The sequence below is a fragment of the Kitasatospora sp. NBC_00458 genome (assembly GCF_036013975.1).
Classification (GTDB): Bacteria; Actinomycetota; Actinomycetes; order Streptomycetales; family Streptomycetaceae; genus Kitasatospora.
This window is the reverse complement of sequence record NZ_CP107904.1, coordinates 6,576,890-6,602,500: the sequence shown is the minus strand read 5'-3', so window position 1 is coordinate 6,602,500 and position 25,611 is coordinate 6,576,890. Positions and strand designations below refer to the sequence as shown.

At 73.8% G+C, this 25,611-nt stretch carries 23 protein-coding genes; 7 read left to right on the top strand and 16 right to left on the bottom strand.

Annotation, left to right across the window (positions count from 1 at the left end; translation table 11 throughout):
• Positions 1-531: 531 nt before the first annotated feature.
• A complete protein-coding gene (tyrS, locus tag OG550_RS27650) occupies positions 532-1,803 on the bottom strand; it encodes a tyrosine--tRNA ligase (RefSeq protein WP_327684193.1) in 1,272 nt (423 codons plus the stop codon).
• Between the two features lie 304 nt (positions 1,804-2,107).
• On the opposite strand from tyrS, the gene OG550_RS27645 reads away from it, so the two are divergent.
• Positions 2,108-2,644: an HNH endonuclease gene (locus OG550_RS27645; RefSeq protein ID WP_327682014.1), complete on the top strand. Its 537-nt coding sequence runs from the start codon at positions 2,108-2,110 to the stop codon at positions 2,642-2,644.
• A 55-nt stretch (positions 2,645-2,699) separates the two neighbouring features.
• Here OG550_RS27645 and OG550_RS27640 read toward each other — a convergent pair whose 3' ends face one another.
• The 7 genes from OG550_RS27640 to OG550_RS27610 form a co-directional block, all read right to left on the bottom strand.
• A complete protein-coding gene (locus tag OG550_RS27640) occupies positions 2,700-4,658 on the bottom strand; it encodes an outer membrane protein assembly factor BamB family protein (protein WP_327682012.1) in 1,959 nt (652 codons plus the stop codon).
• A gap of 147 nt (positions 4,659-4,805) precedes the next feature.
• On the bottom strand, positions 4,806-5,108 hold the full coding sequence (locus tag OG550_RS27635) for a 4a-hydroxytetrahydrobiopterin dehydratase (RefSeq protein ID WP_327682010.1): 303 nt from the start codon (positions 5,106-5,108) through the stop codon (positions 4,806-4,808).
• A gap of 43 nt (positions 5,109-5,151) precedes the next feature.
• The gene (locus OG550_RS27630; RefSeq protein ID WP_327682008.1) at positions 5,152-5,328 is read right to left on the bottom strand and encodes a DUF1272 domain-containing protein; all 177 of its coding nucleotides are present in this window, start codon (positions 5,326-5,328) and stop codon (positions 5,152-5,154) included.
• A 101-nt stretch (positions 5,329-5,429) separates the two neighbouring features.
• On the bottom strand, positions 5,430-6,188 hold the full coding sequence (locus OG550_RS27625) for a sulfite exporter TauE/SafE family protein (RefSeq protein WP_327682006.1): 759 nt from the start codon (positions 6,186-6,188) through the stop codon (positions 5,430-5,432).
• A 229-nt stretch (positions 6,189-6,417) separates the two neighbouring features.
• Complete coding sequence (locus tag OG550_RS27620) at positions 6,418-7,473, bottom strand: SPFH domain-containing protein (protein ID WP_327682004.1); 1,056 nt, start codon at positions 7,471-7,473, stop codon at positions 6,418-6,420.
• A gap of 10 nt (positions 7,474-7,483) precedes the next feature.
• Entirely contained in the window at positions 7,484-7,906 is a 423-nt protein-coding gene (locus tag OG550_RS27615; RefSeq protein WP_327682002.1) for an NfeD family protein, read from the bottom strand.
• A 234-nt stretch (positions 7,907-8,140) separates the two neighbouring features.
• A complete protein-coding gene (locus OG550_RS27610) occupies positions 8,141-8,932 on the bottom strand; it encodes an ABC transporter ATP-binding protein (protein WP_327682000.1) in 792 nt (263 codons plus the stop codon).
• A 148-nt stretch (positions 8,933-9,080) separates the two neighbouring features.
• Between OG550_RS27610 and OG550_RS27605 the strand changes: the two genes are divergently transcribed.
• The gene (locus OG550_RS27605) at positions 9,081-9,878 is read left to right on the top strand and encodes a hypothetical protein (protein WP_327681998.1); all 798 of its coding nucleotides are present in this window, start codon (positions 9,081-9,083) and stop codon (positions 9,876-9,878) included.
• Between the two features lie 66 nt (positions 9,879-9,944).
• On the opposite strand, the gene OG550_RS27600 is transcribed toward OG550_RS27605, so the two are convergent.
• The 3 genes from OG550_RS27600 to OG550_RS27590 form a co-directional block, all read right to left on the bottom strand.
• Entirely contained in the window at positions 9,945-10,598 is a 654-nt protein-coding gene (locus OG550_RS27600) for a response regulator transcription factor (protein WP_327681996.1), read from the bottom strand.
• The gene (locus OG550_RS27595; RefSeq protein WP_327684191.1) at positions 10,591-11,688 is read right to left on the bottom strand and encodes a GAF domain-containing sensor histidine kinase; all 1,098 of its coding nucleotides are present in this window, start codon (positions 11,686-11,688) and stop codon (positions 10,591-10,593) included. The genes OG550_RS27600 and OG550_RS27595 overlap by 8 nt, the downstream gene beginning before the upstream one ends.
• A 502-nt stretch (positions 11,689-12,190) precedes the next feature.
• Positions 12,191-14,785, bottom strand: a complete 2,595-nt coding sequence (locus OG550_RS27590) for an FHA domain-containing protein (RefSeq protein ID WP_327681994.1) — start codon at positions 14,783-14,785, stop codon at positions 12,191-12,193.
• 421 nt (positions 14,786-15,206) lie between these two features.
• Here OG550_RS27590 and serB point away from each other — a divergent pair, with 421 nt between their 5' ends.
• Positions 15,207-16,463, top strand: a complete 1,257-nt coding sequence (gene serB, locus OG550_RS27585; protein ID WP_327681993.1) for a phosphoserine phosphatase SerB — start codon at positions 15,207-15,209, stop codon at positions 16,461-16,463.
• 101 nt (positions 16,464-16,564) lie between these two features.
• Here serB and OG550_RS27580 read toward each other — a convergent pair whose 3' ends face one another.
• The 3 genes from OG550_RS27580 to OG550_RS27570 form a co-directional block, all read right to left on the bottom strand.
• The gene (locus OG550_RS27580; protein ID WP_327681991.1) at positions 16,565-17,092 is read right to left on the bottom strand and encodes a SixA phosphatase family protein; all 528 of its coding nucleotides are present in this window, start codon (positions 17,090-17,092) and stop codon (positions 16,565-16,567) included.
• 112 nt (positions 17,093-17,204) lie between these two features.
• Positions 17,205-17,327, bottom strand: a complete 123-nt coding sequence (locus OG550_RS27575; protein WP_327681989.1) for an SGM_5486 family transporter-associated protein — start codon at positions 17,325-17,327, stop codon at positions 17,205-17,207.
• Positions 17,328-17,530: 203 nt separating this feature from the next.
• Positions 17,531-18,817 (bottom strand): CynX/NimT family MFS transporter, encoded by a 1,287-nt coding sequence (locus OG550_RS27570; protein ID WP_327681987.1) that lies wholly within the window; start codon positions 18,815-18,817, stop codon positions 17,531-17,533.
• Between the two features lie 86 nt (positions 18,818-18,903).
• Between OG550_RS27570 and OG550_RS27565 the strand changes: the two genes are divergently transcribed.
• The 3 genes from OG550_RS27565 (at position 18,904) to OG550_RS27555 (ending at position 22,394) form a co-directional block, all read left to right on the top strand.
• A complete protein-coding gene (locus tag OG550_RS27565; protein WP_327681985.1) occupies positions 18,904-19,581 on the top strand; it encodes a FadR/GntR family transcriptional regulator in 678 nt (225 codons plus the stop codon).
• 381 nt (positions 19,582-19,962) lie between these two features.
• Positions 19,963-20,247, top strand: coding sequence for a hypothetical protein (locus tag OG550_RS27560; protein ID WP_327681983.1), 285 nt, complete (start codon positions 19,963-19,965; stop codon positions 20,245-20,247).
• Positions 20,244-22,394, top strand: coding sequence for a hypothetical protein (locus tag OG550_RS27555; RefSeq protein WP_327681981.1), 2,151 nt, complete (start codon positions 20,244-20,246; stop codon positions 22,392-22,394). Before OG550_RS27560 ends, OG550_RS27555 begins: the two co-directional genes overlap by 4 nt.
• A gap of 73 nt (positions 22,395-22,467) precedes the next feature.
• Here OG550_RS27555 and fabI read toward each other — a convergent pair whose 3' ends face one another.
• Complete coding sequence (gene fabI, locus OG550_RS27550; protein ID WP_327681979.1) at positions 22,468-23,235, bottom strand: enoyl-ACP reductase FabI; 768 nt, start codon at positions 23,233-23,235, stop codon at positions 22,468-22,470.
• 1 nt (position 23,236) lies between these two features.
• Positions 23,237-23,956 carry a 3-oxoacyl-[acyl-carrier-protein] reductase gene (fabG, locus tag OG550_RS27545; RefSeq protein ID WP_327681978.1) on the bottom strand — a complete coding sequence of 240 codons (720 nt, stop codon included), beginning with the start codon at positions 23,954-23,956 and terminating at the stop codon, positions 23,237-23,239.
• Between the two features lie 333 nt (positions 23,957-24,289).
• On the opposite strand from fabG, the gene OG550_RS27540 reads away from it, so the two are divergent.
• Positions 24,290-25,435, top strand: coding sequence for an MBL fold metallo-hydrolase (locus OG550_RS27540; RefSeq protein WP_327681976.1), 1,146 nt, complete (start codon positions 24,290-24,292; stop codon positions 25,433-25,435).
• Positions 25,436-25,611: the final 176 nt, after the last annotated feature.

Below are 25,611 nucleotides of genomic sequence, written 5' to 3'. Positions count from 1 at the left end.
AACCACCGGAATAGGGCGGTCCCGCGCACTGCGTCCTCGCTAGTGTTTTACTTCAAAAGGAATCTCCAACCCCAGATGATCTGAGGCCGGGGATGTCAACATATCTGGCGTTGACTTTTGGCACGCTGTTGAGTTCTCAAGGAACGGACACTTCCTTCAGGCGGCTTTCACACCGGCCCTCCGGGCGCTTCGTTCGTATTTCCAGCTTACCAGATGTTTTCCGCTCCGTTTTCCGGAACTTCATTCATCCGATTTCCCGAGCTGGCCGGGTCCGCTTTTCTGCGGTGACCCCCACATTAGCTTATTCCGAGTGTTACTCGAAATTCACTCTCATTCCGGTAGGCGGGAACGCCGACCGACCCAAGTCAATGGGCTTCGAAGTGGGAGTGGGACTTGCCGAGTGGGTGGCCGCTTCAAGCGACTCGTTCAACACTAGGCCACCTGGGCGTCATCGTCAAACATGGAGGGCGGGATCCGGCTGGATCCCGCCCTCCATGGTCGAAGCCGCAGATCAGCGGCGTCGGGTTTCGGTCACGACGCGGCAGCGATCAGCTCCGCGGCCGCCAGGTTCCGCTTGCCCCGGCGCAGGACCAGCCAACGGCCGTGCAGCAGGTCGGCCTCGGTCGGAACCGCCTCCTCGTCCGTCACCTTGACGTTGTTGAGGTAGGCGCCGCCTTCCTTGATCGTCCGGCGGGCGGCCGAGCGGCTGGGGGCGAGACCGACGGCGACCAGCAGGTCGACGATCGGCTGGAGCTCGCCGACCTCGGCCTTCGGCACCTCGGCCAGGGCCGCCGCCAGGGTCGGGGCCTCCAGGTCGGCGAGGTCGCCCTGGCCGAACAGCGCCTTGGACGCGGCGACGGCGCGCTCGTACTGCTCGGCACCGTGGACCAGGGTGGTCAGCTCCTCCGCGAGCGCGCGCTGGGCGAGGCGGGCGGCCGGCCGCTCGGTCGTCTCGCGCTCCAGCTCCTCGACCTCCTCCTTCGAGCGGAAGCTGAAGATCCGCAGGAAGTTGGGGACGTCCCGGTCGTCCGCGTTCAGCCAGAACTGGTAGAAGGCGTACGGGGTGGTCAGCTCGGGGTCGAGCCAGACCGTGCCGGACTCCGTCTTGCCGAACTTGGTGCCGTCCGCCTTGACGATCAGCGGCGTGGCCAGCGCGTGCACGGACTTGCCGTCGGCCTTGCGGATCAGGTCCGTCCCGGCCGTGAGGTTGCCCCACTGGTCGCTGCCGCCGGTCTGCAGCGCGCAGCCGTAGCGGCGGTTCAGCTCCAGGTAGTCCATGCCCTGGAGGATCTGGTAGCTGAACTCGGTGTAGCTGATGCCCGCGTCGGAGTTGAGCCGCCGGGCGACGGCCTCCTTGGCGATCATGTTGTTGACCCGGAAGTACTTGCCCACGTCACGCAGCAGGCTGATCGCGGACATCCCCGACGTCCAGTCGAGGTTGTTGACCATGCGCGCCGCGTACGGGCCCTCGAAGTCGAGGAAGCGCGAGATCTGGCCGCGCAGTCGCTCCACCCAGCCGGCGACCGTCTCGGGGTCGTTGAGCACGCGCTCGGCCGTGGGCTTCGGGTCGCCGATCAGGCCCGTGGCACCGCCGACCAGCCCGAGCGGGAGGTTTCCCGCCTGCTGGATGCGGCGCATGGTGAGGATCTGCACCAGGTTGCCGAGGTGCAGGCTGGGGGCCGTCGGGTCGAAGCCGCAATAGAACGTGACCGGGCCGTCCGCGAACGCCTTGCGCAGTGCGTCCTCGTCGGTGGACAGGGCGATCAGCCCACGCCACCGCAGCTCGTCGACGATGTCCGTCACGGTCACGCTTCTCCTTCGGTCGGGCGCCCGCCCGGTGCGGGCCCGGTCCGATCGGGCCCCGGTGCGGGACGGCTCCAGCGTTGTAGAGCCTACGCGGTCCGGGCGAGCGGATATCTCCCGGTCCGGCATGGACACGCTCTCCCCGCGGAGCCGCCCGGGACGGCCCGGCCCCACGCCGCCGCCGGAAATTCCGTTGTTCGACGGCCTCGGGCCCCTTCACAGTGGTCCCACCGCCGTGCGGCGGCAGTGACGTGTGTGGGGACGGTCGTGCCGCCGTGGCACGCCCGTCGGAAGGGTGGCCGAGGTGCGCAGCACGCTGGTTCTGAACGCAAGCTACGAGCCGCTGACGACGGTGTCGCTCCAGCGCGCCGTGGTCCTGGTGCTCCAGGACAAGGCCGTGGTGGAACAGGCGCATCCACTGCGCTCCATCCGCGGGACGGGGGTCACCGTGCCGGTGCCCCGGGTGATCAGACTCCAGCGGTACGTCCGGGTGCCGTTCCGACAACAGGCTCCGTGGTCGCGCCGCGGGGTGCTCGTCCGGGATCAGCACCTCTGCGCCTACTGCGGACGGCGGGCCACCACGGTGGACCACCTGCACCCGAAGTCACGGGGCGGCGAGGACAGTTGGCTGAACACCGTCGCCGCCTGCGCGGAGGACAACCAGCGGAAGGCCGACCGGACTCCCGAGCAGGCGGGGATGAAGCTGCTCCGCAAGCCGTTCGTTCCGACGCCGCAGGCGACCCTGATGATGGCGCTGGGGCTGCGCGTCTCGGACGTCCGGGAGCTGGCCGCCTGGCTACCGGCCCAGGCCGTTCCGGCGACGGCGCCCTCCGCCGCCTGAGGGGCCGAGGGGCCGGGGGCCGACCGGGAACGTCGCGGACTGCGGGCGGGACCGGTCAGCCCTTGGCCTGGTACCCGGTCGCGGTGCCGAAGTTGGTGGAGTGCTCGGGAACGGCGACGACCCGGCCCCCGCCGATCAGCACCCGGCCGGAGATCAGCAGGGAGCCGGTCCCCTGCGGGAAGTTGCCGCCGACCGTCTCCCGGCCGCCGTCCAGCGCGAAGCGGCTGAGGTGGGCGGGCTGCTCCAGGCGCTCGTCGAAGGCGAGCACCAGCGCGCCGCCGTCGACGCCGACCGCCCTGGCCTCGCCCTTCTCGGAGGTCACGGTCTTCCACCGCTGCTTGCCGCTGTCGAGGTCGTAGCCGACCACCGAGGCCGGCCCGCCGCCGTTCGCCGCCGGGGCGACGGTGGTGACCATCGTGCGGTCCTGGAAGTAGACGCCGGGGGTGGCCGAGAACGCGCCGTGGGCGACCTCCAGGCGTCCCTCGTCGACCGTGACCGGGATCTCGGCCGTCGGGTCGCCGCCCGCGCCCCAGGCGAACACCCGGTCGTCCTCGGGCTTCTCGCCGGTGGTGAGGACGACGGCCGGTTCGGCCGAGAGCACCGTCGCGGTCTTCGGCCGGTTGTTCAGGCCCCGCCACCAGGCCACCGTGCCGTCGACGGTGTTCAGCGCGACGGCCTGGTCGACGGGCGTGGAGTCGGCGCAGGAGCTGGCCACCAGGACGGTCCGGCCGGCCACGCCGCCGGACAGGGTGCAGAACTTGCCCTGCCCGGTGTACTGCCAGACGTCCTTGCCGTCGGCCGACTCCCAGGCGACGACGTGGTCGTCGCCGACGGCTATCACCTTGTCCTCGGTGACGCCGATGCGGGCGGTGTAGAGGCCCTTGACCTCGGAGAGCGTCTTCGTCCACGCGGTCTTCCCGGCCTTGGTGTCGACCGCGGCGACGAGGGCGCAGGGGCTCTTCGGATCGGCCTGGGGCCGGAACAGCACCGCACCCACCCCCGCCTCGTTGACGCCCGGGGAGAGCCCGCAGGGGACGGCTCCGGCGGCGGGCGGCTCCACCGACCAGGTGGGGCGACCGGCCGCCAGGTCGTACGCGTGGACGCCGGTCGCGTCGGCGCGCACCACCGTGTCGGCCAGCAGCCAGCTGCCGACCAGTGTGTCGTCGCCGCCCGGCTGGGCGGCCTGGGTGACCGGAACGGACTGGGCGGACCACATCCTGGTGTGGGCGACGGTGAAGCCCGGCTCCCCGCCGGCGGCGGCACCGGCGGACCCGCGGCCGCCGCCGTCCGAACCGACCGTCAGTCCGGCCGCGATCAGGACCCCGAGCGCGGCGACGCCGGCGCCCGTCCGGACGGCGAGGGCGCGCCTGCTCGGCGTGTGCTCGGCGGCGGCGTCGGTGGCGGCCCGGGCCCTGGCCGCGAGACCGGCCCGGGCACGCGGCCCGGCGGCGGGTCCGGCCGCGGGTCCGGCGGTCCGCACCGACGTCTCCGCCTCCGCCTCGGGTTCCGGCGCGGGGAGCGGCTCGGGCTCGGGCTCCGGTTCGAGGTGCACATAGCCGTCGGCGGAGTACTCGGCGCCGGCGGGCGCGTACAGCTCCTCCCCCACCGGCTGCTGCGGGACGGCGTAGGGCGCGTACTGCTGCTGGCCGTAGTCGGCGTACTGCTGGTGCGGCTGGTACTGCGTGCCCTGGTCGTACCGCACGTACGGGTCGGCCTGGCCGTACTCCTCGCCCTGGACGTACTGGCCCTGGACGTACTGATCGCCCTGGACGTACTGGTTGTACTGGTTGTACTGGTCGTGCCGACCGTACGTCCCGTCCTGGTGGCCGCCCTGCCCGTACGCGGTCTCGCCGTATCCCCGGTCCGGGTACGCCGTGCCGTCGCCGGCCCCGTACCCCTGCTCCCCCGGCCAGGCCTGCCCGGCGTGTTCGCCGTACCCGGCGGGCCACTCCTGCGGCACCTGCTGCGCCTGCCACTGCTGCGGCCGACCGTCGCCGAGGGGGTCCTGAGCCATCCGTTCCGTCCCTCCCGACCGCCTGCACAACGGCAGCCAGCATCTCACGGCCCCGGAGCGGACGGTTCCGGTGTGCCCGCCGGGGCAGTGACCGGCGGGACGAACGGGACGGGCGGGCCGGGCGGGCCGGGCACGCCCCGGAGGACACTAGCGGGCGGACTCCGTGCGCAGGATGGCGTCGATCCGGGCGGCGAGGGCGAGGTCGAGGGCGGTGAGGCCGCCGGCGCTGTGGGTGGAGAGGACGAAGCGCAGGGTCCGCCAGCGGATGTCGATGTCGGGGTGGTGGTCCATCGACTCGGCGGCTTCGGCGACGGCGGTCACGGCCCGGATCCCGGCCGGGAAGTCGGGTGCCTCGGCGGTGCGGACGAGCGAGTCGCCGTCGCGCGACCAGTCCGGCAGGCCCTCCAGCCCCGCAGTGATCTCGTCCTCGGTCAGCCGTGCTCGGCTCATCGGCCCGCTCCCGTCACGCGTACCAGCAGTCGGTGGGAAGGTGTCAGCTCTTCCGGCGCGGACGGGGCACCAGCTCGCCGCCGCAGTTGGGGCAGCCGCCGGCCATCGCCTCGGTGCACGCCGCGCAGAAGGTGCACTCGTAGGAACATATAGAAGCCGGGCCGTCCGGCGTCAGCGACACCTCGCAGCGCTCGCAGATCTCCCGCATCTCCAGGGCCATCGGTGTGCCTCCCAGGGCGTGTTCGGGGAAAACGGACCGGGCCCCGGCGTCCGCGGGCGCACCGCAGAGCCGGGCCGCCGCTCCACCGGAGCGGGCCCCGGCTAGCTCGTGAGCAGTTTGACGACGGCGGCCAGGCCGACGACGACGATCACCGCGCGCAGGGCCTGCGGCGGCAGCTTCCGGCCGACCTTGGCGCCGACCAGGCCGCCGACGAGCGAACCCACCGCGATCAGGCCGGCGGCCGCCCAGTTCACGGTCGAGGTGAAGAGGAAGAACAGCGCGGCGACGCCGTTGACGATCATCGCCAGGGCGTTCTTGATGCCGTTGATCCGCTGGAGCTCCTCTTGGAGCATCATGCCCATCAGGGCCAGCAGCAGGACGCCCTGGGCGGCGCCGAAGTAGCCGCCGTAGACGCCGGTGAGGAAGATGCCGACGAGCAGCAGCGGGCCGCCGTGCGGGTCTCCGTCGGGGCGTCGGCGGGCGGCGACGGCCTTGGCCACCCGGGGCTGGACGATCACCAGGACCAGGGCGAGCAGGATCAGCACCGGGACGATCGCGTCGAAGGCGCTGCTGGGCAGTTCGATCAGCAGGTAGGCGCCGAGCACCCCGCCGAGCAGTGAGGCGGTGCCGAAGCGGGCGAGCCGCGCGCCCTGGCCGGCCAGCTCCCGGCGGTAGCCGATCACGCCGCTGAGCGAGCCGGGGACCAGGCCGAAGGAGTTGGAGACGTTGGCGGTGACCGGTGGGAGTCCGACGGCGAGCAGCACGGGGAAGGTGATCAGGGTCCCCGAGCCGACGATCACGTTGATCATTCCGGCACCGACACCCGCCACCAGGACGGCGATCGCCTCCCAGGTCGTCATGAGCCACCTCCCCTGCCGGTCCTGTCCATCCGCGGCGATCATGCCCGACGGGAGGGTGGCCGTTCCAGCGGCGACCGGGATTCGGGATGTTCGACACACCGTCGCGAAAGACGCCCGGGGGCCCGCCCCGTGCGCTACGGGAAGCGGGCCCCCGGGCGTCGGACGGACGACGGCGGGCGCCGTACGGCGTCGGACGGGCCCCGGGCCGGTCGGGCCGGGGGCCCGGGGATCACTCCGGGTCGCTCTTGCGGTACTCGCGGAGCGGGTCGATCCGGGGGCGGGCCGAGCCCTTGGTGTCGGTGTCCAGCGGGCGCGGACCGGCCGCCGGGTCGAGCGGCACCTGGGTGGCGGCCGGAGGCGCGGCCGGGGCACTCGGGGCGGCGACCGCGGCGCCGTTGGCACCGCCGCCGAGGCCGGACGCGCCGGTGAACGCGCCGCCGATGCCCTTGAGCGCGTCGCCGATCTCGCTCGGGATGATCCAGAGCTTGTTGGCGTCGCCCTTGGCCAGCTCGGGCAGCGTCTGCAGGTACTGGTAGGCGAGCAGCTTCTGGTCGGCGTCGCCCTCGTGGATCGCCTCGAAGACGGTCCGGATGGCGGCCGCCTCACCGTCGGCGCGCAGCACCGCGGCCTGGGCCTCACCCTCGGCCTTGAGCACCTCGGCCTGCTTCTCACCCTCGGCGCGCAGGATCTGGGACTGCCGGTTGCCCTCGGCGGTGAGGATCGCGGCGCGCTTGTCACGCTCGGCGCGCATCTGCTTCTCCATCGAGTCCTGGATGGAGGTCGGCGGCTCGATGGCCTTGAGCTCGACGCGGTTGACCCGGATGCCCCACTTGCCGGTGGCCTCGTCCAGCACCCCGCGCAGACCGGCGTTGATGACCTCGCGCGAGGTCAGGGTGGACTCCAGGTCCATCGAACCGATGATGTTGCGCAGCGTGGTGACGGTGAGCTGCTCGATCGCCTGGATGTAGCTGGCGACCTCGTAGGTGGCGGCGCGGGCGTCGGTGACCTGGTAGTAGATCACCGTGTCGATGTTGACCACCAGGTTGTCCTGGGTGATCACCGGCTGCGGCGGGAACGGCACGACCTGCTCGCGCAGGTCGATCCGGTTGCGGACGCGGTCGATGAACGGGACGACGATGTTCAGTCCCGCGTTGAGCGTCCGGGTGTAGCGGCCGAAGCGCTCCACGATCGCGGCGCTGGCCTGCGGGATGACCTGAATCGTCTTGATCAGCGCGATGAAGGCCACCACGACCAGGACGACCAGGACGATAAGGACGGGTTCCACGGACTCTCCCCTAGATGACCAGGGCGGTCGCGCCCTGGATTTCGACGACGTCGACCTGCTGCCCCGGCTGGTAGACCTGCTCGGGGTGGAGCGCGCGGGCCGACCAGATCTCGCCGTTGAGCTTGATCCGTCCGCCCTCCCCGTCGACCCTTTCCGCGACGACCGCGGTGGCGCCCTTCAGCGCCTCGATGCCCATCTTGACCTGCGAGCCCTTCCGCAGTGCCCGGTACGCGATGGGGCGGACCACGACCAGCTGCGCGACCGAGGCCGCGACGAAGGCCAGCACCTGCCACACCGGGTCGGCTCCCAGGCCCGCCACGCCGGCGGCGACGAGCGCGCCGACGGCGAACATGGCGAACTCCGGCATCACCGTGATCACCAGCGGTATACCGAGGCCGACGGCGGCCAGGAGCCACCAGATCCAGCTGTCCACGTGTCCATCCTAGGGAGGGAAGGGCCTACCAGGCGGTCAGTTCCCGCAGGTGGAGGGGCGGAAACCGGTCGCACGTGCGACCGGTTCCAGTTCAGTGGAGTTCAGTGCCCCCCGGCCGGCGGTCCCGGTCCCCGCCGGCCCGGGACCGGGGGCGGGAAACAGGGACCGGGCGGCGGGGTCCGGGCGGCGGGGAACAGCGGTGGGGAACGGCGGTGGGGGAAGGGGCTGCGGCGCTCAGCCGAGCGGCAGGCCCTGGGCGGACCAGCGGTCGCCGTGCCGCTCCAGCATGAGCGGGAGGCCGAAGCACTTGGACAGGTTACGGGCGGTCAGCTCGGTGTCGATCGGACCGGCGGTGAGCACCTTGCCCTGGCGGATCATCAGCACGTGGGTGAAGCCGGGGGCGATCTCCTCGACGTGGTGGGTGACCATCGCCATGGCCGGCGCGAACTCGTCCTGGGCCAGGGCGCCGAGCCGGCGGACGAGGTCCTCGCGGCCGCCGAGGTCGAGGCCGGCGGCGGGCTCGTCGAGCAGCAGCAGCTCGGGGTCGGTCATCAGGGCGCGGGCGATCAGGGTGCGCTTGCGCTCGCCCTCGGAGAGGGTGCCGAACTTGCGGGCGGTCAGGCCGGACATGCCGAGGCGGTCGAGCAGGGCCAGCGCGCGGGACTCGTCGGACTGCTCGTAGGTCTCCTGCCAGGTGACCGTCATGCCGTAGGCGGCGGTGAGGACGGTCTGCAGCACGGTCTGCTCGGCGGGCAGCTTGTCGAACATGGCGGCACCGGCCAGGCCGACCCGGGAGCGCAGCTCGAAGACGTCGACCTCGCCGAGCTTCTCGCCGAGGACGGTGACCTTGCCGGAGGTCGGGAAGAGGTACGTGGAGGCGATCTGCAGCAGGGTGGTCTTCCCGGCGCCGTTCGGGCCGAGGATGACCCAGCGCTCGCCCTCCGAGATGGACCACGAGACCTGGTCGACCAGCGCGCGCTCCTCCCGGACCACGGATACGTCCACCAGCTCCAGCACGTCGCTCATGACCTACGCCTTCCCCAAAACAGAAATACGGCCGTCGGTGCGGGCGGGCAGCCTACTCCGGCGGCCGGTGGGCACGGAGTGGGTGCGCCGCACGCGCATGGGCAAACCTACGCCACGCGGATGACCGCCGATTCCGTAGGCTGGCCGGATGCTCGCGACTCCTGCCGACAATCCGTACGAAGAGCCCCGTTCGGGACGGCTGGCCGCCTGGGGCAATGCCCTGCTGGCCGGTCTGGCGCCGCCCGACAACGCCGCCGCGGCGGTGCTGGGGAGTGACGAGAGCCACCGCGTGACCGGTCTGCCCGGGGACGGCCCGGACGAGCGGCACGGGCTCACCTGGGCGCTGGGGCGGCTCCGGGTCCTGGGTGTGAAGGGCCTGCGGCTGGCACTGCCCTCGGCCGGGCACCCGCTGGGGCTGACCGGGCCGGCGCCGTTCAACGACCGCGCGATGGCGGCCGGCGAGGCGGTGCTGGCGGTCGGGGTGCCGCTGGGGCTGGTGCCGGAGGTCGAGGTGTTCGGCCCGCCCGGGGACCGCTCGGCGACCGTGCTCTGGCGCTGCCACGAGGTGAACGACGCCCCGCCGGCCGACGTGCCCTCGCTGCACGAGGCCGAGTACGAGCTGACCGACGGGCTGCGCGAGGCGACGCTGCTGCTGACCCGGCTGGACGTCGCCGGTGCCGGTCCGGAGGCGCTGCGGGCGCTGGAGGCGTACCGGCGGCGCGGGCACGCCGAGCTGCTCGCGCCGGGCTACCCGCCGCGCGCCGTGCGGGTGCTGGAGTCGGCGCGGCAGGTCGCGGCGCTGCTGTCGATCGCGTCCGGCAGTCACGGCGCGGCGGTCAGCGCGTCCGAGATCGCGGCCCGGCAGGCGGTACTGGCGCCGCTCTGGCGGACGGCCCGCCGGGCGCAGGTCGCGGCGTACAACGCGCTGGTGGACGAGAAGGGCTGACGGCGGGGGCGGCCCGGGCTCCCGGGCCGCCCCCGCTCCTCCGCTGCCCCGCTCCCCCGCCGCCCGCTACGCGCGCGTCTCGCCGTTGCGGACGGCCCAGAGCGCGGCCTGGGTCCGGTCGGCGAGGTCCAGCTTCATCAGGATGTTGGAGACGTGCGTCTTCACGGTCTTCTCGGACAGGTGCAGGCTGCGCGCGATCTCCCGGTTGGAGCGGCCGTCGGCGATGTGCCCGAGCACCTCGCGCTCGCGCTCGGTGAGGGTGCCGCCGCGGCCCTGCGGGGCGCGCGGGCCGTCGTCGGCGAGCAGCGCCTCGGCCAGCTCCGGCTGGAGCAGCACGTGGCCGGCGTGGACCGAGCGGATCGCACCGGCCAGCGCCTCCGGGTCGACGTCCTTGTACACGTACCCGGCGGCGCCGGCCCGCAGGGCGGGGACCATCGTGCGGTGCTCGGTGAAGCTGGTGACGATCAGGATCCGGGCCCGGCTGCCCTCGTCCTTGAGCGTGCGCAGCGCCTCGATGCCGTCCACGCCGGGCATCTTGAGGTCCATCAGGACGACGTCCGGGTCGAGCGCGCGGGCCTGGTCGACGCCCTCCGCGCCGTCGGCGGCCTCGCCGACCACCTCGATGTCGTCCTGCACCTCCAGGAAGGTGCGCAGGCCCCGGCGGACCACCTGGTGGTCGTCGACGAGCAGGACGCGGATCGCGGACACGGTGTCAGGCACCGGGGACCTCCATCTCGACGACCGTTCCCCTGCCGGGGGCCGATTCCAGGGTGAGCCGGCCGCCGACGGCGGCGGCGCGGTCGCGCATCGAGGCCAGGCCGAGGTGGCGGCCGGCCCGGCGGACGGACTCGGGGTCGAAGCCCCGGCCGTTGTCGCTGACCCGCAGCACGGCGCCGCGGCCCGAGGTGCCCGCCAGGGTGACGGTGACGCGGCGGGCGTCGGAGTGGCGCAGCGCGTTGTGCAGGGCCTCCTGGGCGACCCGCAGCACGGCCGCCTCCTGGGCGGGCGGCAGGGCGCGCACGCCGTCGGCGGCGAAGGCGATGTCGGCGCCGTGGGCGCGGTCGAGGACCTGCACCTGGGAGGCGAGGGTGGCGGAGAGGCCGTCCTCCTCCAGGGCGGCGGGGCGCAGTTCGACGACGACGGCGCGCAGTTCGTCGGCGGCCTCGGCGGCGAGCCGGGCGACCTCGGCGAGTTCGGCGCGGGCGCGGGCCGGGTCGCGGTCGACCAGTTTGGCGGCGGCCTTGGCGGTGAGGCGCAGCGAGAAGAGCTTCTGCGAGACGGCGTCGTGCAGGTCGTGGGCGATCCGGGCGCGCTCGCCGGCCAGGGTGAGTTCGCGGCTGCGCTCGTAGAGGCGGGCGTTGTAGAGGGCGAGGGCCGCGTGTGCGGCGAGTATCCGCAGCAGCTCCTCGTCGTGGTCGGTGAAGCCGCCGCCGCCCTGCTTGTTGGCGAGGTAGATGACGCCGAGGACCTCGGGTTCGTCGTCGGCGTGGTCGGTGTCGACGATGGGCATGCCGAGGAAGGCGCCGAGCTGGGGGTGGGCGGAGGGCCAGCCGCCGAAGGCGGGGGCCTGCCGGACGTCGGCGAGCCGGATCGGGCCGGTCTCGTGGAGCATCGCGGCGAGGACGCCGTGCTGGCGGGGCAGCGGGCCGATGGCCTTCCACTGCTCGTCGGTGACGCCGTCGACGACGAACTGGGCGAAGCCGCCGTGGTCGTCGGGGACGCCGAGGGCCGCGTACTCGGCGCCGAGCAGTCGGCGGGCGGAGGCGGTGATCCGGCGCAGGACCTCGCGGACCTCCAGGTGGCGGCTCATCCCGAGCAGGGCCTGGCTGACGGCCTCGATACCGGCGAGGCAGGGCTCGCAGGCGGGCAGGGTGCCGTCCGGCGGCGGGCCGACCGGGATGCGGTCGACGGGCAGCAGGCCGGCGTGCCGGTGGTCGCTGGGCACGGTGGGCATACCGCCAACCTACCGCCGCCCGCGGGGCGGTCGCGTCGGTCCGGGGCAGGGCCGGTCCCGGGTCCGGAGACCTAGGCCTTCCTCCGGGGCCGGGTCACGGGGCCGACGGGCGGGGCCGGCGCTCGGGGCCGGCGTGCGGGGCGGCGAACGCGGGGGAAACAACGGGGGAAGCCTCGGCCGGACACCGGCGGCCGCCGCTCCGGGCGGCGAGGCCGCCGGACGGCGGAACGCCGAGGGGCGGCCCTCCCCGGTGGGGTGGGCCGCCCCTGGGCGGCGCTCAGGCGGTGAGCGCTCAGGCGGTGAGCGGTCGGGCGGTGAGCGGTGCGGCGGTGAGCGGCGCGGCCGGTGCGGAAGGGGGTCAGCCCTTCTGCATGACCTCGGGCTCGTGGCGGCGCTGGAGGCGGGTCACGACGACGCCGATGACGACCGACATCGCGATCAGCACGCCGGCGTCCAGCCAGAACTGGCCGGCGTTGTGGCCCCAGAGCGCGTCGTACTCGGGGTTCTGGAAGTCCTTGTTCCAGGGGCCGAGCAGGTGCGAGAGGTCGAGCGTGGTGGCGACCATGCCGGTACCCCAGCGGGCGGGCATCAGCCAGGCGAACTGCTCCAGGCCGGGCTTGGAGAAGATCTGGAAGAGGCAGCCGGTGAAGACGACCTGGATGATCGCGAACATGACCAGCAGCGGCATGGTCTTCTCGGCGGTCTTGACCAGGGCCGAGATCGCCAGGCCGAACATCATCGACGCGAAGCTCAGCAGGATCAGGCCGAGGCTCATCTCGATGATGGGCAGGTCCTTGACGACCAGGCCGTGCTCGGGCAGCTTGCGCGGCAGGAAGCCGACCGCCGAGATGATCGCGCCCTGGATCACGCTGAAGAAGCCCAGCACGATGATCTTGGACATCATGTACGCCGAGCGGGAGAGCCCGGTGGCCCGTTCCCGTTCGTAGATCGCCCGTTCCTTGATCAGCTCGCGGACCGAGTTGGCCGCCCCGGAGAAGCACGCCCCGATCGCCAGGATCAGCATGATCGTCGCCGCGCCGCTGTTCAGGCCGAGCTGCGACTTGGGGTTCGGGGCCAGACCGGGTTCGTTCGGGATCAGCACGCTGACCGCGCCGAGCACCGCGGGCAGCAGCACCGACAGGGCCAGGAAGCCCCGGTCCGAGGCGAGCACCGAGGCGTAGCGGCGGATCAGCGTCCACAGCTGCGAGCCCCAGCTCTGCGGCTTCGGCGGGCGGACCGCCTCCTGGACGATCGGCGCCGACTGCACGGCGCCGGACTCCACGTCCGCCGAGTACTGCTGGTAGTGCACCGAACCGCGGTAGCGCCCGGCCCAGTCGTGGTCCGGGTAGTTCTCGAAGGCCTGGAAGACGTCGGCCCAGGTCTCGTACCCGAAGAAGTGCAGCGCCTCGTCCGGCGGACCGAAGTAGGCCACCGAACCGCCCGGCGCCATCACCAGCAGCCGGTCGCAGAGCGCCAGCTCCGCCACCGAGTGGGTCACGACCAGGATGGTGCGGCCGTCGTCGGCGAGACCGCGCAGCATCTGCATGACCTCGCGGTCCATGCCCGGGTCGAGGCCCGAGGTGGGCTCGTCCAGGAAGATCAGCGACGGCTTGGTGAGCAGCTCCAGCGCGACCGAGACGCGCTTCTGCTGGCCGCCGGAGAGCGCGGTGATCCGGTTGTCGGCACGCTTGTCCAGGCGCAGCTCGTAGAGCACCTCGTCGATCCGGGCCTCGCGCTCGCGCGGCTCGGTGTCGCCGGGGAAGCGCAGCCGGGCCGCGTACTTGAGGCCGGTGCGGACGGTCAGCTCCTTGTGCAGGATCTCCGACTGCGGCACCAGGCCGATCCGCGAACGCAGCTCGGCGAACTGCTTGTACAGGTTGCGGCCGTCGTAGAGGACGTCGCCGCGGTCGGCCGGGCGGTAGCCGGTGAGGGCGCGCAGCAGGGTCGACTTGCCGGAGCCCGACGGGCCGATGACGGCCACCAGGGACTTCTCCGGGACGCCGAAGCTGACGTCGTTGAGCAGGACCTTCTTGCCGCCCTTGAAGTCGACCTCGACGGTCAGGTGGCGGGCGGAGAAGGAGACGGCGCCGGTGTCGACGAACTCCTGGAGCTGGTCGCCGACCAGCACGAAGCTGGAGTGGCCGACCGTCAGGCGGTCCTGCGGGCCGATCAGCTGGCGCTCGACCCGCAGACCGTTGAGGAAGATGCCGTTGTGGCTGCCCAGGTCGACGATCTCGTACCGGCCGTCGGGCAGCTGGCGCAGCTCGGCGTGGTGGCGGGAGACCTGGAGGTCGGAGACCACGATGTCGTTGTCGAGCGCGCGGCCGATCCGGATGGTGTTCATGCCGGCGGTCAGGTTGCGGATGACCGTCGGCTGCGGGCCGCCGGGCCCCTCGTGCGGCGCGGCCCCCTGCTGGGGGACGCCCTGCTGGTGCGGGAAGCCCTGCTGCGCCGGGTACGGCTGCTGCGCCTGCTGCTGCGGGTAGGGCTGCTGCTGGCCGGGCCACTGGGGCTGGCCCTGCTGCGGGTACGGCTGCTGGGCCGCCGGGGCCTGCTGGGCCCACGGCTGCTGCGCCTGCGGCTGGGCGGCCTGGGCCTGCGGGGCGGCGCTGCGGCTGGTGGCGGCCTCGTGCCAGGCCGGGGCCTGGGCGGCGGCCTGGGCCGGCGCGGAGAAGGCGAGCCGGGGGCCGTTCTCGGCGTTGCCGAGGTTGACCGCGGCGCCCGGGAAGAGCGCGGCCTGCATGGTGCGGGCCCCGCCGGTCCAGGTGCCGTTGGTACTCCCGTGGTCGTCCAGCTGCCAGCCCGTCCCGTTGAAGGAGATGGTGGCGTGGTGCCAGGACACCCGCGCGTCGTCGAACGGGAAGTCCGACTGCGGGTTGCGACCGATGGTGTAGGACCGCCCCGGCTCCAGAGTCCGCTGCTGTCCGTTGATCTCGATGACGAGTTGCGGCACTGCGCGCCTGCCCCGCTCTCTCGGTTCCCCCGATGGTGCGCCCCGTCCCGGGGCGAAATGATCGTGAATCTGACGGGGGAATCATTCCAGCCCGTCGGCCGTCGGTGAAAGTCGACCCCGGTGACTGTGACCAGGCGGCAACGATTCGCGGACGGCCCCCGAACCGTGCGTCCACGGCCCGTACGCGGCGTGCGCGCAGTACCCGCGCGACGTCCACCCGGCGCGTCCACGGCACGCCCGCACCGCGTCCCGGGGCGCACCGGGGCCGCACCGGGGCACCGCCCCGGCCGGGCCTCGGCCGTCCCCCGGCCGTCCCCCGGCCCGGCCCGCCGCGGCTCCCGTCCGCGCCGCGCCGCCGGTGCGTCCACGACGCGGACGGGTGCCGTGGCCCCCTCGGGCGGCGGGTAGCGTGGGAGGCACCATGAACGCATCGCCCTTGGCCGCCGAGCCGTTCCCCGCCCCGCAGCCCCGGACCGAGGACGAGCGCACCCTGCTCGTCAAGGTGTTCGGCAAGGACCGCCCCGGCATCACCGCCGGCCTCTTCGCCACCCTGGCCGGGTTCGGCGTCGACGTCATCGACATCGAGCAGGTGGTGACCCGTGGCCGGATAACGCTCTGCGCCCTGGTCACCCCGCCCGGCGCGCCCGGCGCCGAGGGCGGGCTGCGGTCCGTCGTGCACCGCTGGGCCGAGGAGCAGAAGCTCCAGGCCGAGATCATCTCCGGCATCGGCGACAACCGGCCGCGCCGCGAGGGCCGGTCCCACGTCACCGTCCTGGGCCACCCGCTGACCGCCGCCGCCGTCTCCGCGCTCACCTCCCGGATCACCGCCGCCGGCGGCAACATCGACCGCGTCTTCCGGCTCGCCAAGTACCCGGTGACCGCCGTCGAGCTGGCCGTCTCGGGTGTGGCCACCGACCGGCTGCGCGCCGAGCTGGCCCAGGAGGCGGCCACCCAGCGGGTGGACGTCGCCGTGGTGGCGGCCGGGCTGGAGCGGCGGGCCAAGCGGCTGGTGGTCATGGACGTCGACTCGACGCTGATCCAGGACGAGGTGATCGAGCTGTTCGCCGCCCACGCGGGCTGCGAGCAGGAGGTCGCCGAGGTGACGGCGGCGGCGATGCGCGGCGAGCTGGACTTCGCCGAGTCGCTGCGCGCCCGGGTGGCCCTGCTGGCCGGCCTGGACGCCGGGGTGACCGAGAAGGTGCGCGCGGAGGTCCGGTTCACGCCGGGGGCGCGCACCCTGATCCGGACGCTCCAGCGACTGGGCTACCAGGTCGCGGTGGTCTCCGGCGGGTTCACCCAGGTCACCGACCACCTGGTGGAGCAGCTGGGGCTGGACTACGCGGCGGCCAACACCCTGGAGGTGGAGGACGGCAGGTTCACCGGCCGGGTGGTCGGCGACATCGTCGACCGGGCGGGGAAGGCCCGCTGGCTGGCCCGGTTCGCCGAGCAGGCCAAGGTGCCGCTGTCCCAGACGGTGGCGATCGGCGACGGCGCCAACGACCTCGACATGCTGAACGCGGCCGGGCTGGGCGTGGCGTTCAACGCCAAGCCGGTGGTCCGGGAGGCGGCGGACACCGCGGTGAACGTGCCGTTCCTGGACACCGTGCTGTACCTGCTCGGGATCACCCGCGAGGAGGTCGAGGCGGCCGACGTCCTGGACGGCCTGCCGACCGACTAGCCCGCGCGGCCACGGGGGCCGTACGCGCAGCGGCCCGTACGCGTAGGAACAGGAAGGGGCGCGCGGACATGGTCCGCGCGCCCCTTCCTGCATCCGTCGGCTCAGTCCTGGGGCGTGTAGTACGAGACCAGGGCGGCCACGCCCGGCTCGACGTTCTTCCAGGAGCCGCTGAAGCTGAGCACCGCGACGGCGGCCGTCGGGAAGCCCCCGAGCCGCAGCCGCTCCAGCGCGTCGCGGTCGCCCTCGTCGCCGGCCAGCACCTGGGTCAGGCCGAGCACGCCGGGGTTGTGGCCGACCAGCACCAGGTCGGCGTGGTCCTCCGGGGTTTCCTGGAGGACGGCGATGATCTCGCCGGGACTGGCCTCGTAGACCCGGTCCTCGTACACCGTCCTGCGGGAGCGCTTGGGCAGCTCGTGGGCGGCGAGCTTCCACGTCTCGCGGGTGCGCAGGGCGGTGGAGCAGAGCACGTAGTCGGGGTTGATGCCGGAATCGGCGAGCCAGCGTCCGGCCTCGGGGGCCTGGTGGCGGCCCCGGTCGGCCAGCGGCCGCTCGTGGTCGTCGACGCCGTTCGGCCAGTCGGCCTTGGCGTGGCGGAGAACGATGATCCTGCGGGGCGTGTCGGCGCTCATACCCAGCAAGCTTGGCAGAAAAGCCGCGCGGGAGCGCGGCGCTGCCGGATGCCGCCACCCTCAGGGGTGGGGAGTGCCATCATGCGTGGTTCACCCGGACGTGGCCGGGGCGTCAGCCCAGGTTGCGGGCGACGATCGCCACGATCGCCAGGAGCACGACGATGCCGCCGATCACGGCGGCGAGCTGGCCCAGCTTCTTGTGGCCGTCGGTGGGGTTCGGGTCGAGTACGGGCATGACCGGATTCTCCCACCCCGGACGCGTCCGCCCGCCACCGGCCCCACGCCGGCGGACGCACGGGCCGCGGGCGGCGCACCCGGGCGGCGGGCCCGGACCGCCCGGGCGGGTCCCGCCCGTGGCCGGCCGGGGCACGGAAAGCCCCGGACCGGCCGCTCAGGCCCCCGACCGCTCAGAGCCCCGACCGCTCGGATCCCGGCCGCTCAGGTCCCGGCCGGGACCGCCGGCAGGACCGCCTCGTCCTCGATGTGCCGGGCCCGCGCGGCCCGCAGGCCGAACAGCATCTGCGGCACCAGCAGCAGCGCCAGGAAGCCCAGCGGCAGGTACCACTCGCCGGTGGCCTGGTAGAGCCGGCCGATCAGGATCGGCCCGGGGATCGAGATCAGGTAGCCGACGCCCTGGGCGAAGGCGGAGAGCTGGGCCACGCCGCCGGCCGACCGGGCGCGCAGCCCGATCATGGTCAGCACCAGCGGGAACGCGCAGTTGGAGAGGCCGACCAAAACCGCCCACACCCACGGCGCGGCGGACGGGGAGAGCGCCAGCCCGGAGTACCCGGCGATGCCGAACGCGGCCAGGACCACCACGAAGAGCCGCTGGTCGCCGCGGCGGGCGGCCAGGTTCGGCAGGACGAAGGAGACCGGCACGCCGATCACCATGGTCAGCGCCAGCAGCACGCCCGAGGTGCCCTCGGAGACGCCGGCGTCCTGGAAGATCGTCGGCAGCCAGCCCATCACCACGTACGCGCCGGTGGCCTGGCAGCCGAAGAAGCAGGCCAGCGCCCAGGCGGTGCGGCTGCGGGTGATCGGCAGCTTCACCGCCGCCCCGGCGGCGGCCTGTCCGCCGGCCTCCCGCCGCCGGGACACCAGGACGGGCAGCCAGAGCAGCAGGGCGACCGCGCCGAGCGCGGCCCAGACCCCCAGGCCGAACCGCCAGTCACCGCCGAGCGCGCTGGTCAGCGGCACGGTGACGGCGGCGGCGAGCGCGGTGCCGGCCGACAGCGCCATCGAGTAGAGGCCGATCATCGGCCCGACCCTGTCCGGGAAGTAGCGCTTGATCACCACCGGGATCAGCACGTTGGCGACCGCGACGCCGGCCAGCGCCAGCGCGGTGAGCAGCAGGAAGACCGCGGTGCCGCCGGCGAAGGAGCGGGCCAGCACCCCGGCGGTGATCGCGCCGAGCCCGGCGGTGACCACCGCGACGGGGCCGAACCGGCGGGCCAGTCCGGGTGCGGCGAAGCCGAACAGGGCGAAGCAGAGCGAGGGGACGGCGGTGAGCAGGCCGGCCACCGTCGGGTTCATCCCGAGGTCGGCCCGGACCTGGTCGAGCAGCGGCCCGAGGCTGGTCACCACCGGACGGAGGTTGAAGGCGGCGGCGGCGATCGCGACGGCGAAGAGCCAGCCGAGGTGGCTGCGGCGGGGCGGGGCGGACCGCTCGGCCTGCGGTCGGGTCCCGGCACGGGGGGAGGCGGCGGTGTCTGCTGCGGACGACATGCGGGCCATCATAGAATGATGGGATGAATTAGCGCACCCCTGAGTTGGCATGATGGCCCGACCCACCCGACCCCAAGGAGTCCCCCGTGGCGCTGTCCTCGCCGAGGCGCACCCCGCTGTCCGACCAGGTGATCTCCCAGTTGCGGGCCCAGATCACCTCCGGCGAGTGGCCCGTCGGCTCCCGCATCCCCACCGAGGCCGCCCTGGTCGACCAGTTGGGTGTGGCGCGGAACACGGTCCGCGAGGCCGTCCGGGCCCTCGCGCACAACGGGCTGCTCGACATCCGCCAGGGCTCCGGCACCTACGTCCTCGCCACCAGCGAGCTCGCCGGCGTCATGCACCGCCGCTTCGCCGACGCCGACCAGGCCCAGGTCGCCGAACTGCGGGTCACCCTGGAGACCTCCGCCGCCGGCCTCGCCGCCACCCGCCGCACCGACCGCGACCTCGTCCTCCTCGACGCCGCCCTGGCCCGCCGCGAGGACGCCTGGCGCTCCGGCGACGCCGAGGACTTCATCCAGGCCGACGCCGCCTTCCACCAGGCCGTCGTCGCCGCCGCCCACAACGACGTCCTCGCCGCCGTCTACGCCGACCTCGGCGAGGTCACCCGCGCCCACCTGCGCCACGACGTCGGCCCCGAACTCATCGCCGAGCGCTACCTCGGCCACGACAAGATCGTCGACGCCATCCGCGCCCGCGACCCCCAGCGCGCCTCCCACGAGGCCGGCCGCGCCATCGGCGCCTGCGCCGACCGCCAGCAGGCCTGACCGGGCCGCGACCCCGAACCACCCACCCACCCACCCACCGCAGCGTCAACACCCTGCCGCACCGTCAACACCGCGCGCGCAAAACGCCGTTGCCGCACCCCGCTCGCGCCGGGGGGCGGTCCTCCGCATGCTAACGTCCCGTGACGATTCGAGGACGGCCGGTGCCCGGCCGGGATGTGCTCACGGCAGGGAGTGGCGATGGCGGATCCGGACCCGGCACCCGGCGCGGGCCCCGTCGGAACGGGGCCGCCCACCGCACGCCCCGGCGGCACCGGACCGCTCACCGCGGGACCGGCCGGAACCGGCCCCGTCCGCCCGGGAGCGACCGGCCCCGGAACACCCGGCCCGGTTCCGGGACCGGCCGGCGGGGCCCCGACCAAGGTGTCGCCCCGGGCACTCGACAAGGCCGCCACCGCGCTCGGCGGCATCGCCGACGACAGCACCGCGGCCGGGCGGGCGGCCGACGAGTCGACCGCGGCGGCCGCGACGAAGCTCAGCGGGTGGGACACCGCCGCCGCCCTGCGCGCGGCACTCCGCGAATGGCACGAGCAGGTGTCGCAGCTGAACGGCCGGCTCAACCAGGAGGCCGGGATGATGCGGCAGACCCACACCAACTACCTGGACGTCGAGCACGGCATCGCCGCCACGTTCACGGGCGGGGCGTGAGCGTGCTCGGCTTCGAGGACGTCATGAACGCGGACCCGTCCGCCATGGCGAAGGCCGCCGCCGACTGGGCCGAGATGGCGCACAGGTACCGGCTCGTCCGGCACCGGCTGGAGAACGAGGTGCTCTCCGTCACCGGCGGCGGCCTCTGGCTGGGCTCCACCGCCCACGCCGCCGACCGGCACGTCGACCGCACCCGGCAGCAGGCCGCCGACGCGCAGACCGAGGCCGCGGCCGTCGCCTCGGTCATCGCCGACGCGAGGAACGACTTCGAGGCGGCGCGGCAGAAGCTGAGGCGGACCGTCGCGGAGGCCGGGGCCGACGGCATGCGGGTCACCGGGACCGGCACCGTCGTGCCCGAGGCCGCGGCCCCCGGCCCGGCGGACCCGGCCGCCCGCCACCACGGGCCGGACCACCGGCGCGAGCGCGACGAGGCGGCGGCCCGGTGGGCGCAGCGGATCAGGGCCCACCTGGAGGAGGCGACCGCCGCCGACGGCCGGGCCGCCCTCAGGCTCCGCCGCGCCGCCGGGGTCGGCGACTTCGTGAACGAGTTCAACGGGCAGGCCCTCGGCGGCGGGGACGAGGCGGACGGCAGCCGCGCCGCCGAACTCGCCGCACGCCTCAAGGACGGCAGGACACTCTCCCCCGAGGAGCTCGCCGAACTCGGCGACCTGATGAAGTCCGGTGCCGGGAGCCCGGTGTACGGCCGGACCCTGCTCGCCGCCCTCGGGGCCGGGGGGACCCTGCGGCTCGCCGACGAGCTGGACCTGCGGATCAACGACCGCGGCGGCAGGCACAAGGACGCGTACGCCGGGTTGCGGACCGGCCTCGCCGACACCGTCGCCGCCGCCACCCGCGACACCGGCACCCGGTTCTACCGGGACTTCCGCGCCGGCCTCCGGGAGGCGGGCACCAGGAGCACCGACGAGCGGGGCCCGGCGCCCGTCCACGGCTACCAGGTGCTCGCCACGCTGCTGCGGGAGGGCGGCGCCGAGTACGGCGCCCGGTTCCTGGACGACCTCGGCACCGACGTCCTCGCGGCCGAGCGCCGGGACCGCCCCTGGCCGCTCCACCAGTTCGACGGCCCGCGCCCGGGCCTGGTGCACGACCCGGTGGACGGCGTGCTCGCGCTGATGGGCCGCAACCCCGGGGCCGCCGCCCTGTTCCTCGACCCGGAGCGCCCCGGGGCGGAGGACCGCCTCGGCTACCTGCTGCGCGAGCGCGCCTGGCCCACCAGCTACGTCACCACCCTGGTCGGCCCGCCGATGCGGGACACCAGCACCCACCGGACCGGCCTCGCCGCCGCCCTGGAGGCCGCCGCCACCGGCGACCCCGCCGGCCGGGCCGGTCACGACGGCGGCCCGCACACCCCGGTGCAGGCGCGCGTCATGCAGGGCGCGATCGACGCCCTGGACGCCGACGGCAGGGGCAGCGAGGTCCACCGGGACCTGCGCGTACCGCTGGCGAACGCGCTGTCCGACTACGCGCACGACACCCACCTGATCCTCGGCGAGCACGTCTCGACCGCCGGGCACGACGGCGCCTGGGAGAAGGACGGCGCCGGCCGGCTCGGCGGGAGCGCCGACCACGTCGTCCGGGTGATGCGCGGCGCCTCCGGGGACCCGGAGGCGTACGCCGCGCTCTACGGAGCCGAACGGGCCGTGGCCGCCGAGGCGCTGGCGGCGATCCCGCCCGGTCCGCGGGACGACGCGGAGGACCGGCAGATCCCCGCCCGGCAGATCGGCACCGCGCTCGGGGCCTTCGACGCCATCCGGTCGGACGTCGTCCTGGACGAGAAGGACGACCGGATGGAGTGGGCCGAGCGGACCGGCGGGTTCGCCTCCGTGGTGGGCGGCACCGCGACCGGCTTCGTCCCGGAGATCGGGGACGTGGCGGGCGCCATCGTCGACGCCGGCATCGGCGAGTGGGCGGAGAACGTCAGGGAGGACGCCCGGCACGCGGGCGACACCCGCTCCGCCGACGCCCACCACGCCGCCCTGACCCAGAGCAAGGCCATGGCGGCGGGCTGGGCCGAGGCCGGGCACGCGGACGAGAGGGCGGGCAACCTGGTCGCGGCCGAACTCGGGACCGGCCACACCACCGGCCACGCGAACGCCATGAGCGCCCTCGGGCGGAACGGCCAGCCGTGAGCCCCGCCCCGCGCAGACGCCGCTGCCCGGCCCCGCCGCGTGAGCGGGGGCCGGGCAGCGGCGTACGGGTGCGTCAGGCGCCGATGGCGTGCAGACCGCCGTCCACGTGGACGATCTCGCCGGTGGTCTTCGGGAACCAGTCCGACAGCAGGGCGACGACGCCGCGGCCGGCCGGCTCCGGGTCGCTGACGTCCCACTTCAGCGGCGAGCGGTTGTCCCAGGTGGCGGCCAGGTCGCCGAAGCCGGGGATGGACTTGGCGGCCATCGAGCCGATCGGGCCGGCCGAGACCAGGTTGACGCGGATGTCGCGCGGGCCGAGGTCGCGGGCCAGGTAGCGGGAGGTGGCCTCCAGCGCGGCCTTGGCCGGGCCCATCCAGTCGTACTTCGGCCAGGCGAACTGGGCGTCGAAGGTGAGGCCGACGACCGAGCCGCCGTCCTGCATCAGCGGCAGCAGCGCCATGGTGAGCGACTTCAGCGAGAACGCCGAGACGTGCATGGCGGTCGCCACGGACTCCCACGGCGTGTTGAGGAAGTTGCCGCCCAGGGCGTCCTGCGGGGCGAAGCCGATCGAGTGGACGATGCCGTCCAGGCTCGGCAGGTGCTCGCGGACCTGGTCGGCGATGCCGGCCAGCTGCTCCTCGCTGGAGACGTCCAGCTCCAGGACCTTCACCGGGTTCGGCAGCTTCTTGGCGATGCGCTCGGTCAGGCTCGGCCGCGGGAAGGCGGTGAGGATGACCTCGGCGCCCTGCTCCTGGGCCAGCCTGGCCGTGTGGAACGCGATGGAGGACTCCATCAGCACACCGGTGACCAGGATCCGCTTGCCCTCAAGGATTCCGCTCATGTCAGTGACCCATGCCCAATCCGCCGTCGACGGGAATGACGGCTCCGGTGATGTACGCGGCCTCGTCCGAACCGAGGAACCGCACGGTGGAAGCGACCTCGGCGGGCGCCGCGTAGCGGCCCAGCGGCACGCCGGCGACGATCTCCGCGCGGCGCTCGTCGCTGAGCACCGCGGTCATGTCGGTGTCCACGAAGCCGGGGGCGACCACGTTGACGGTGATGTTGCGCGGCCCGAGCTCACGCGCGAGCGAGCGGGCGAATCCGACCAGACCGGCCTTGGAGGCGGCGTAGTTGGACTGGCCGGGGGAACCGGAGAGACCGACCACCGAGGAGATCAGCACGATGCGGCCCTTGCGGGCGCGCATCATCAGCCGGGAGGCGCGCTTGACCACGCGGAACGTGCCGGTGAGGTTGGTGTCCAGGACCGACGTGAAGTCCTCCTCCGACATGCGCAGCAGCAGCGTGTCGTGGGTGATCCCGGCGTTGGCGACCAGGACCTCGACCGCGCCGTGCGCGCCCTCGACCGCGGTCAGCGCCGCGTCGACCTGGGCGGTGTCGGTGATGTCGCAGCGGACCGCGAGCACGTCGTACTTGGCCAGCTGCTCGGGCACCTCTCCCGACCGGCTGGTGATGGCGACCTTGTCGCCAGCCTCGGCGAAGGCCAGGGCGATCGCGAGGCCGATGCCCCGGTTACCTCCGGTGACGAGAACCGAGCGGCTCAACGATCCACCTCTCTCCGTGGTGTGCGTACGTCGTGATGTCCGCGTACGTCGCAATCATGTACGCGGTGTGACGCTATCGGTCGGCCCGGCACGGCGGCGAATCGGTCTCCCACAGCGCCTCACCAAAGGAACTGTCGGTACCCGACAATCCGTGCCATGCCATTTTCGCCCGGTCCACCCGCAGGTCCGGGCCGGATTGTGGTGTCCGGTGCGTCCCGGCCCGGGAACCCCGCGACGGGGTGAACCCGTTGCCCCCGTGGTGTGGCACGAGCCGGGGCCGCCGCACCGCAGACGCCGGACAAGGCCCCGGCGACGAGCGGAGGCAGAGCGCGGATGAGCGAGGCACAGCCGGGGAGCACCCACCGGCGCGGACGACTGCTGGCCCTGACCGCCCTGGCGGCCGGGGCGGGAGCGGTGGCCTGGGCGCTGCGCGACCTTCCGGCCGCGTTCGGCCGGCGGCCGGACGGCGAGCGGGAGGAGCGGCTGCGCAACTCGCCGCAGTACCGCGACGGCGTCTTCCACAACGCGCCCTCCGAGCTGGCCAGGCCGGCCGGCGCGCCGTCCGTCGACCGGGACACCGTGCGCCGGATGCTGTTCCAGCGCGAGGGCCGGACGCCGCGCCGCCCGGTGCCGACCGTCCGCCCGGCCGGCGGCGCCGGCCCGGCCGCCGAGGGCGTCGCGATCACCTGGTACGGACACGCCTCGGCGCTGGTCGAGGTCGAGGGGTCGAGGGTGCTGCTCGACCCGATCTGGAGCGAGCGCTGCTCCCCCGCCGCCCAGGTGGGCCCGCGCCGGCTGCACCCGGTGCCGGTGGAGCTGGAGGAGCTGCCGCAGGTCGACGCGGTGCTGATCTCCCACGACCACTACGACCACCTGGACATGGCGACCGTCCGCCGGCTGGTCCGCAGCCAGTCCGCGCCGTTCGCGGTGCCGCTCGGCATCGGCGCCCACCTGCGCCGCTGGGGGGTGCCGGAGCACCGGATCATCGAGCTGGACTGGGACGAGACCTGCACGCTCGGCGAGCTGACCCTCACGCTGACCGCCGCCCACCACTTCTCCGGGCGCGGGCTGACCCGCAACACCACCCTCTGGGGTTCCTGGGTGGTCGCCGGGCCGACCCGCCGGGTCTTCTACACCGGCGACTCCGGCTACTTCGAGGGCTACCGGCGGATCGGCGCCGAGCACGGCCCGTTCGACGCCGCGCTGGTCCAGGTCGGCGCCTACGACCCGGCCTGGGCGGACATCCACATGACCCCGGAGGACGCCGTCCTCGCCCACCGCGAGCTGGACGCGGACCTGCTGGTGCCGGTCCACTGGTGCACCTTCAACCTGGGCCTGCACCCGTGGGCCGAACCGATCGAGCGGCTGCTGGTCGAGGCGAAGGAGCAGGGCGTGCGGCTCGCGGTGCCGCGCCCGGGCGAGCGGGTGGACGTCGACAACCCGCCGGAGCTGGACGGCTGGTGGGAGGCGGTCGGGTAGCGCACGCCGGACCGGGCCTCGGACCGGGCGGCGGGCGGCACGGTCGGTGACGCGGCCGGTACCGCGTGTCCCGGGGGAAATGCGCTGGCCGAAACCACTTTGACGGGAAATGATGCCGTGCGGGTACCCCTGTGTCCCGGGGTACCCGCACCGCCCTTCCCGCCCCCCGACCAGGG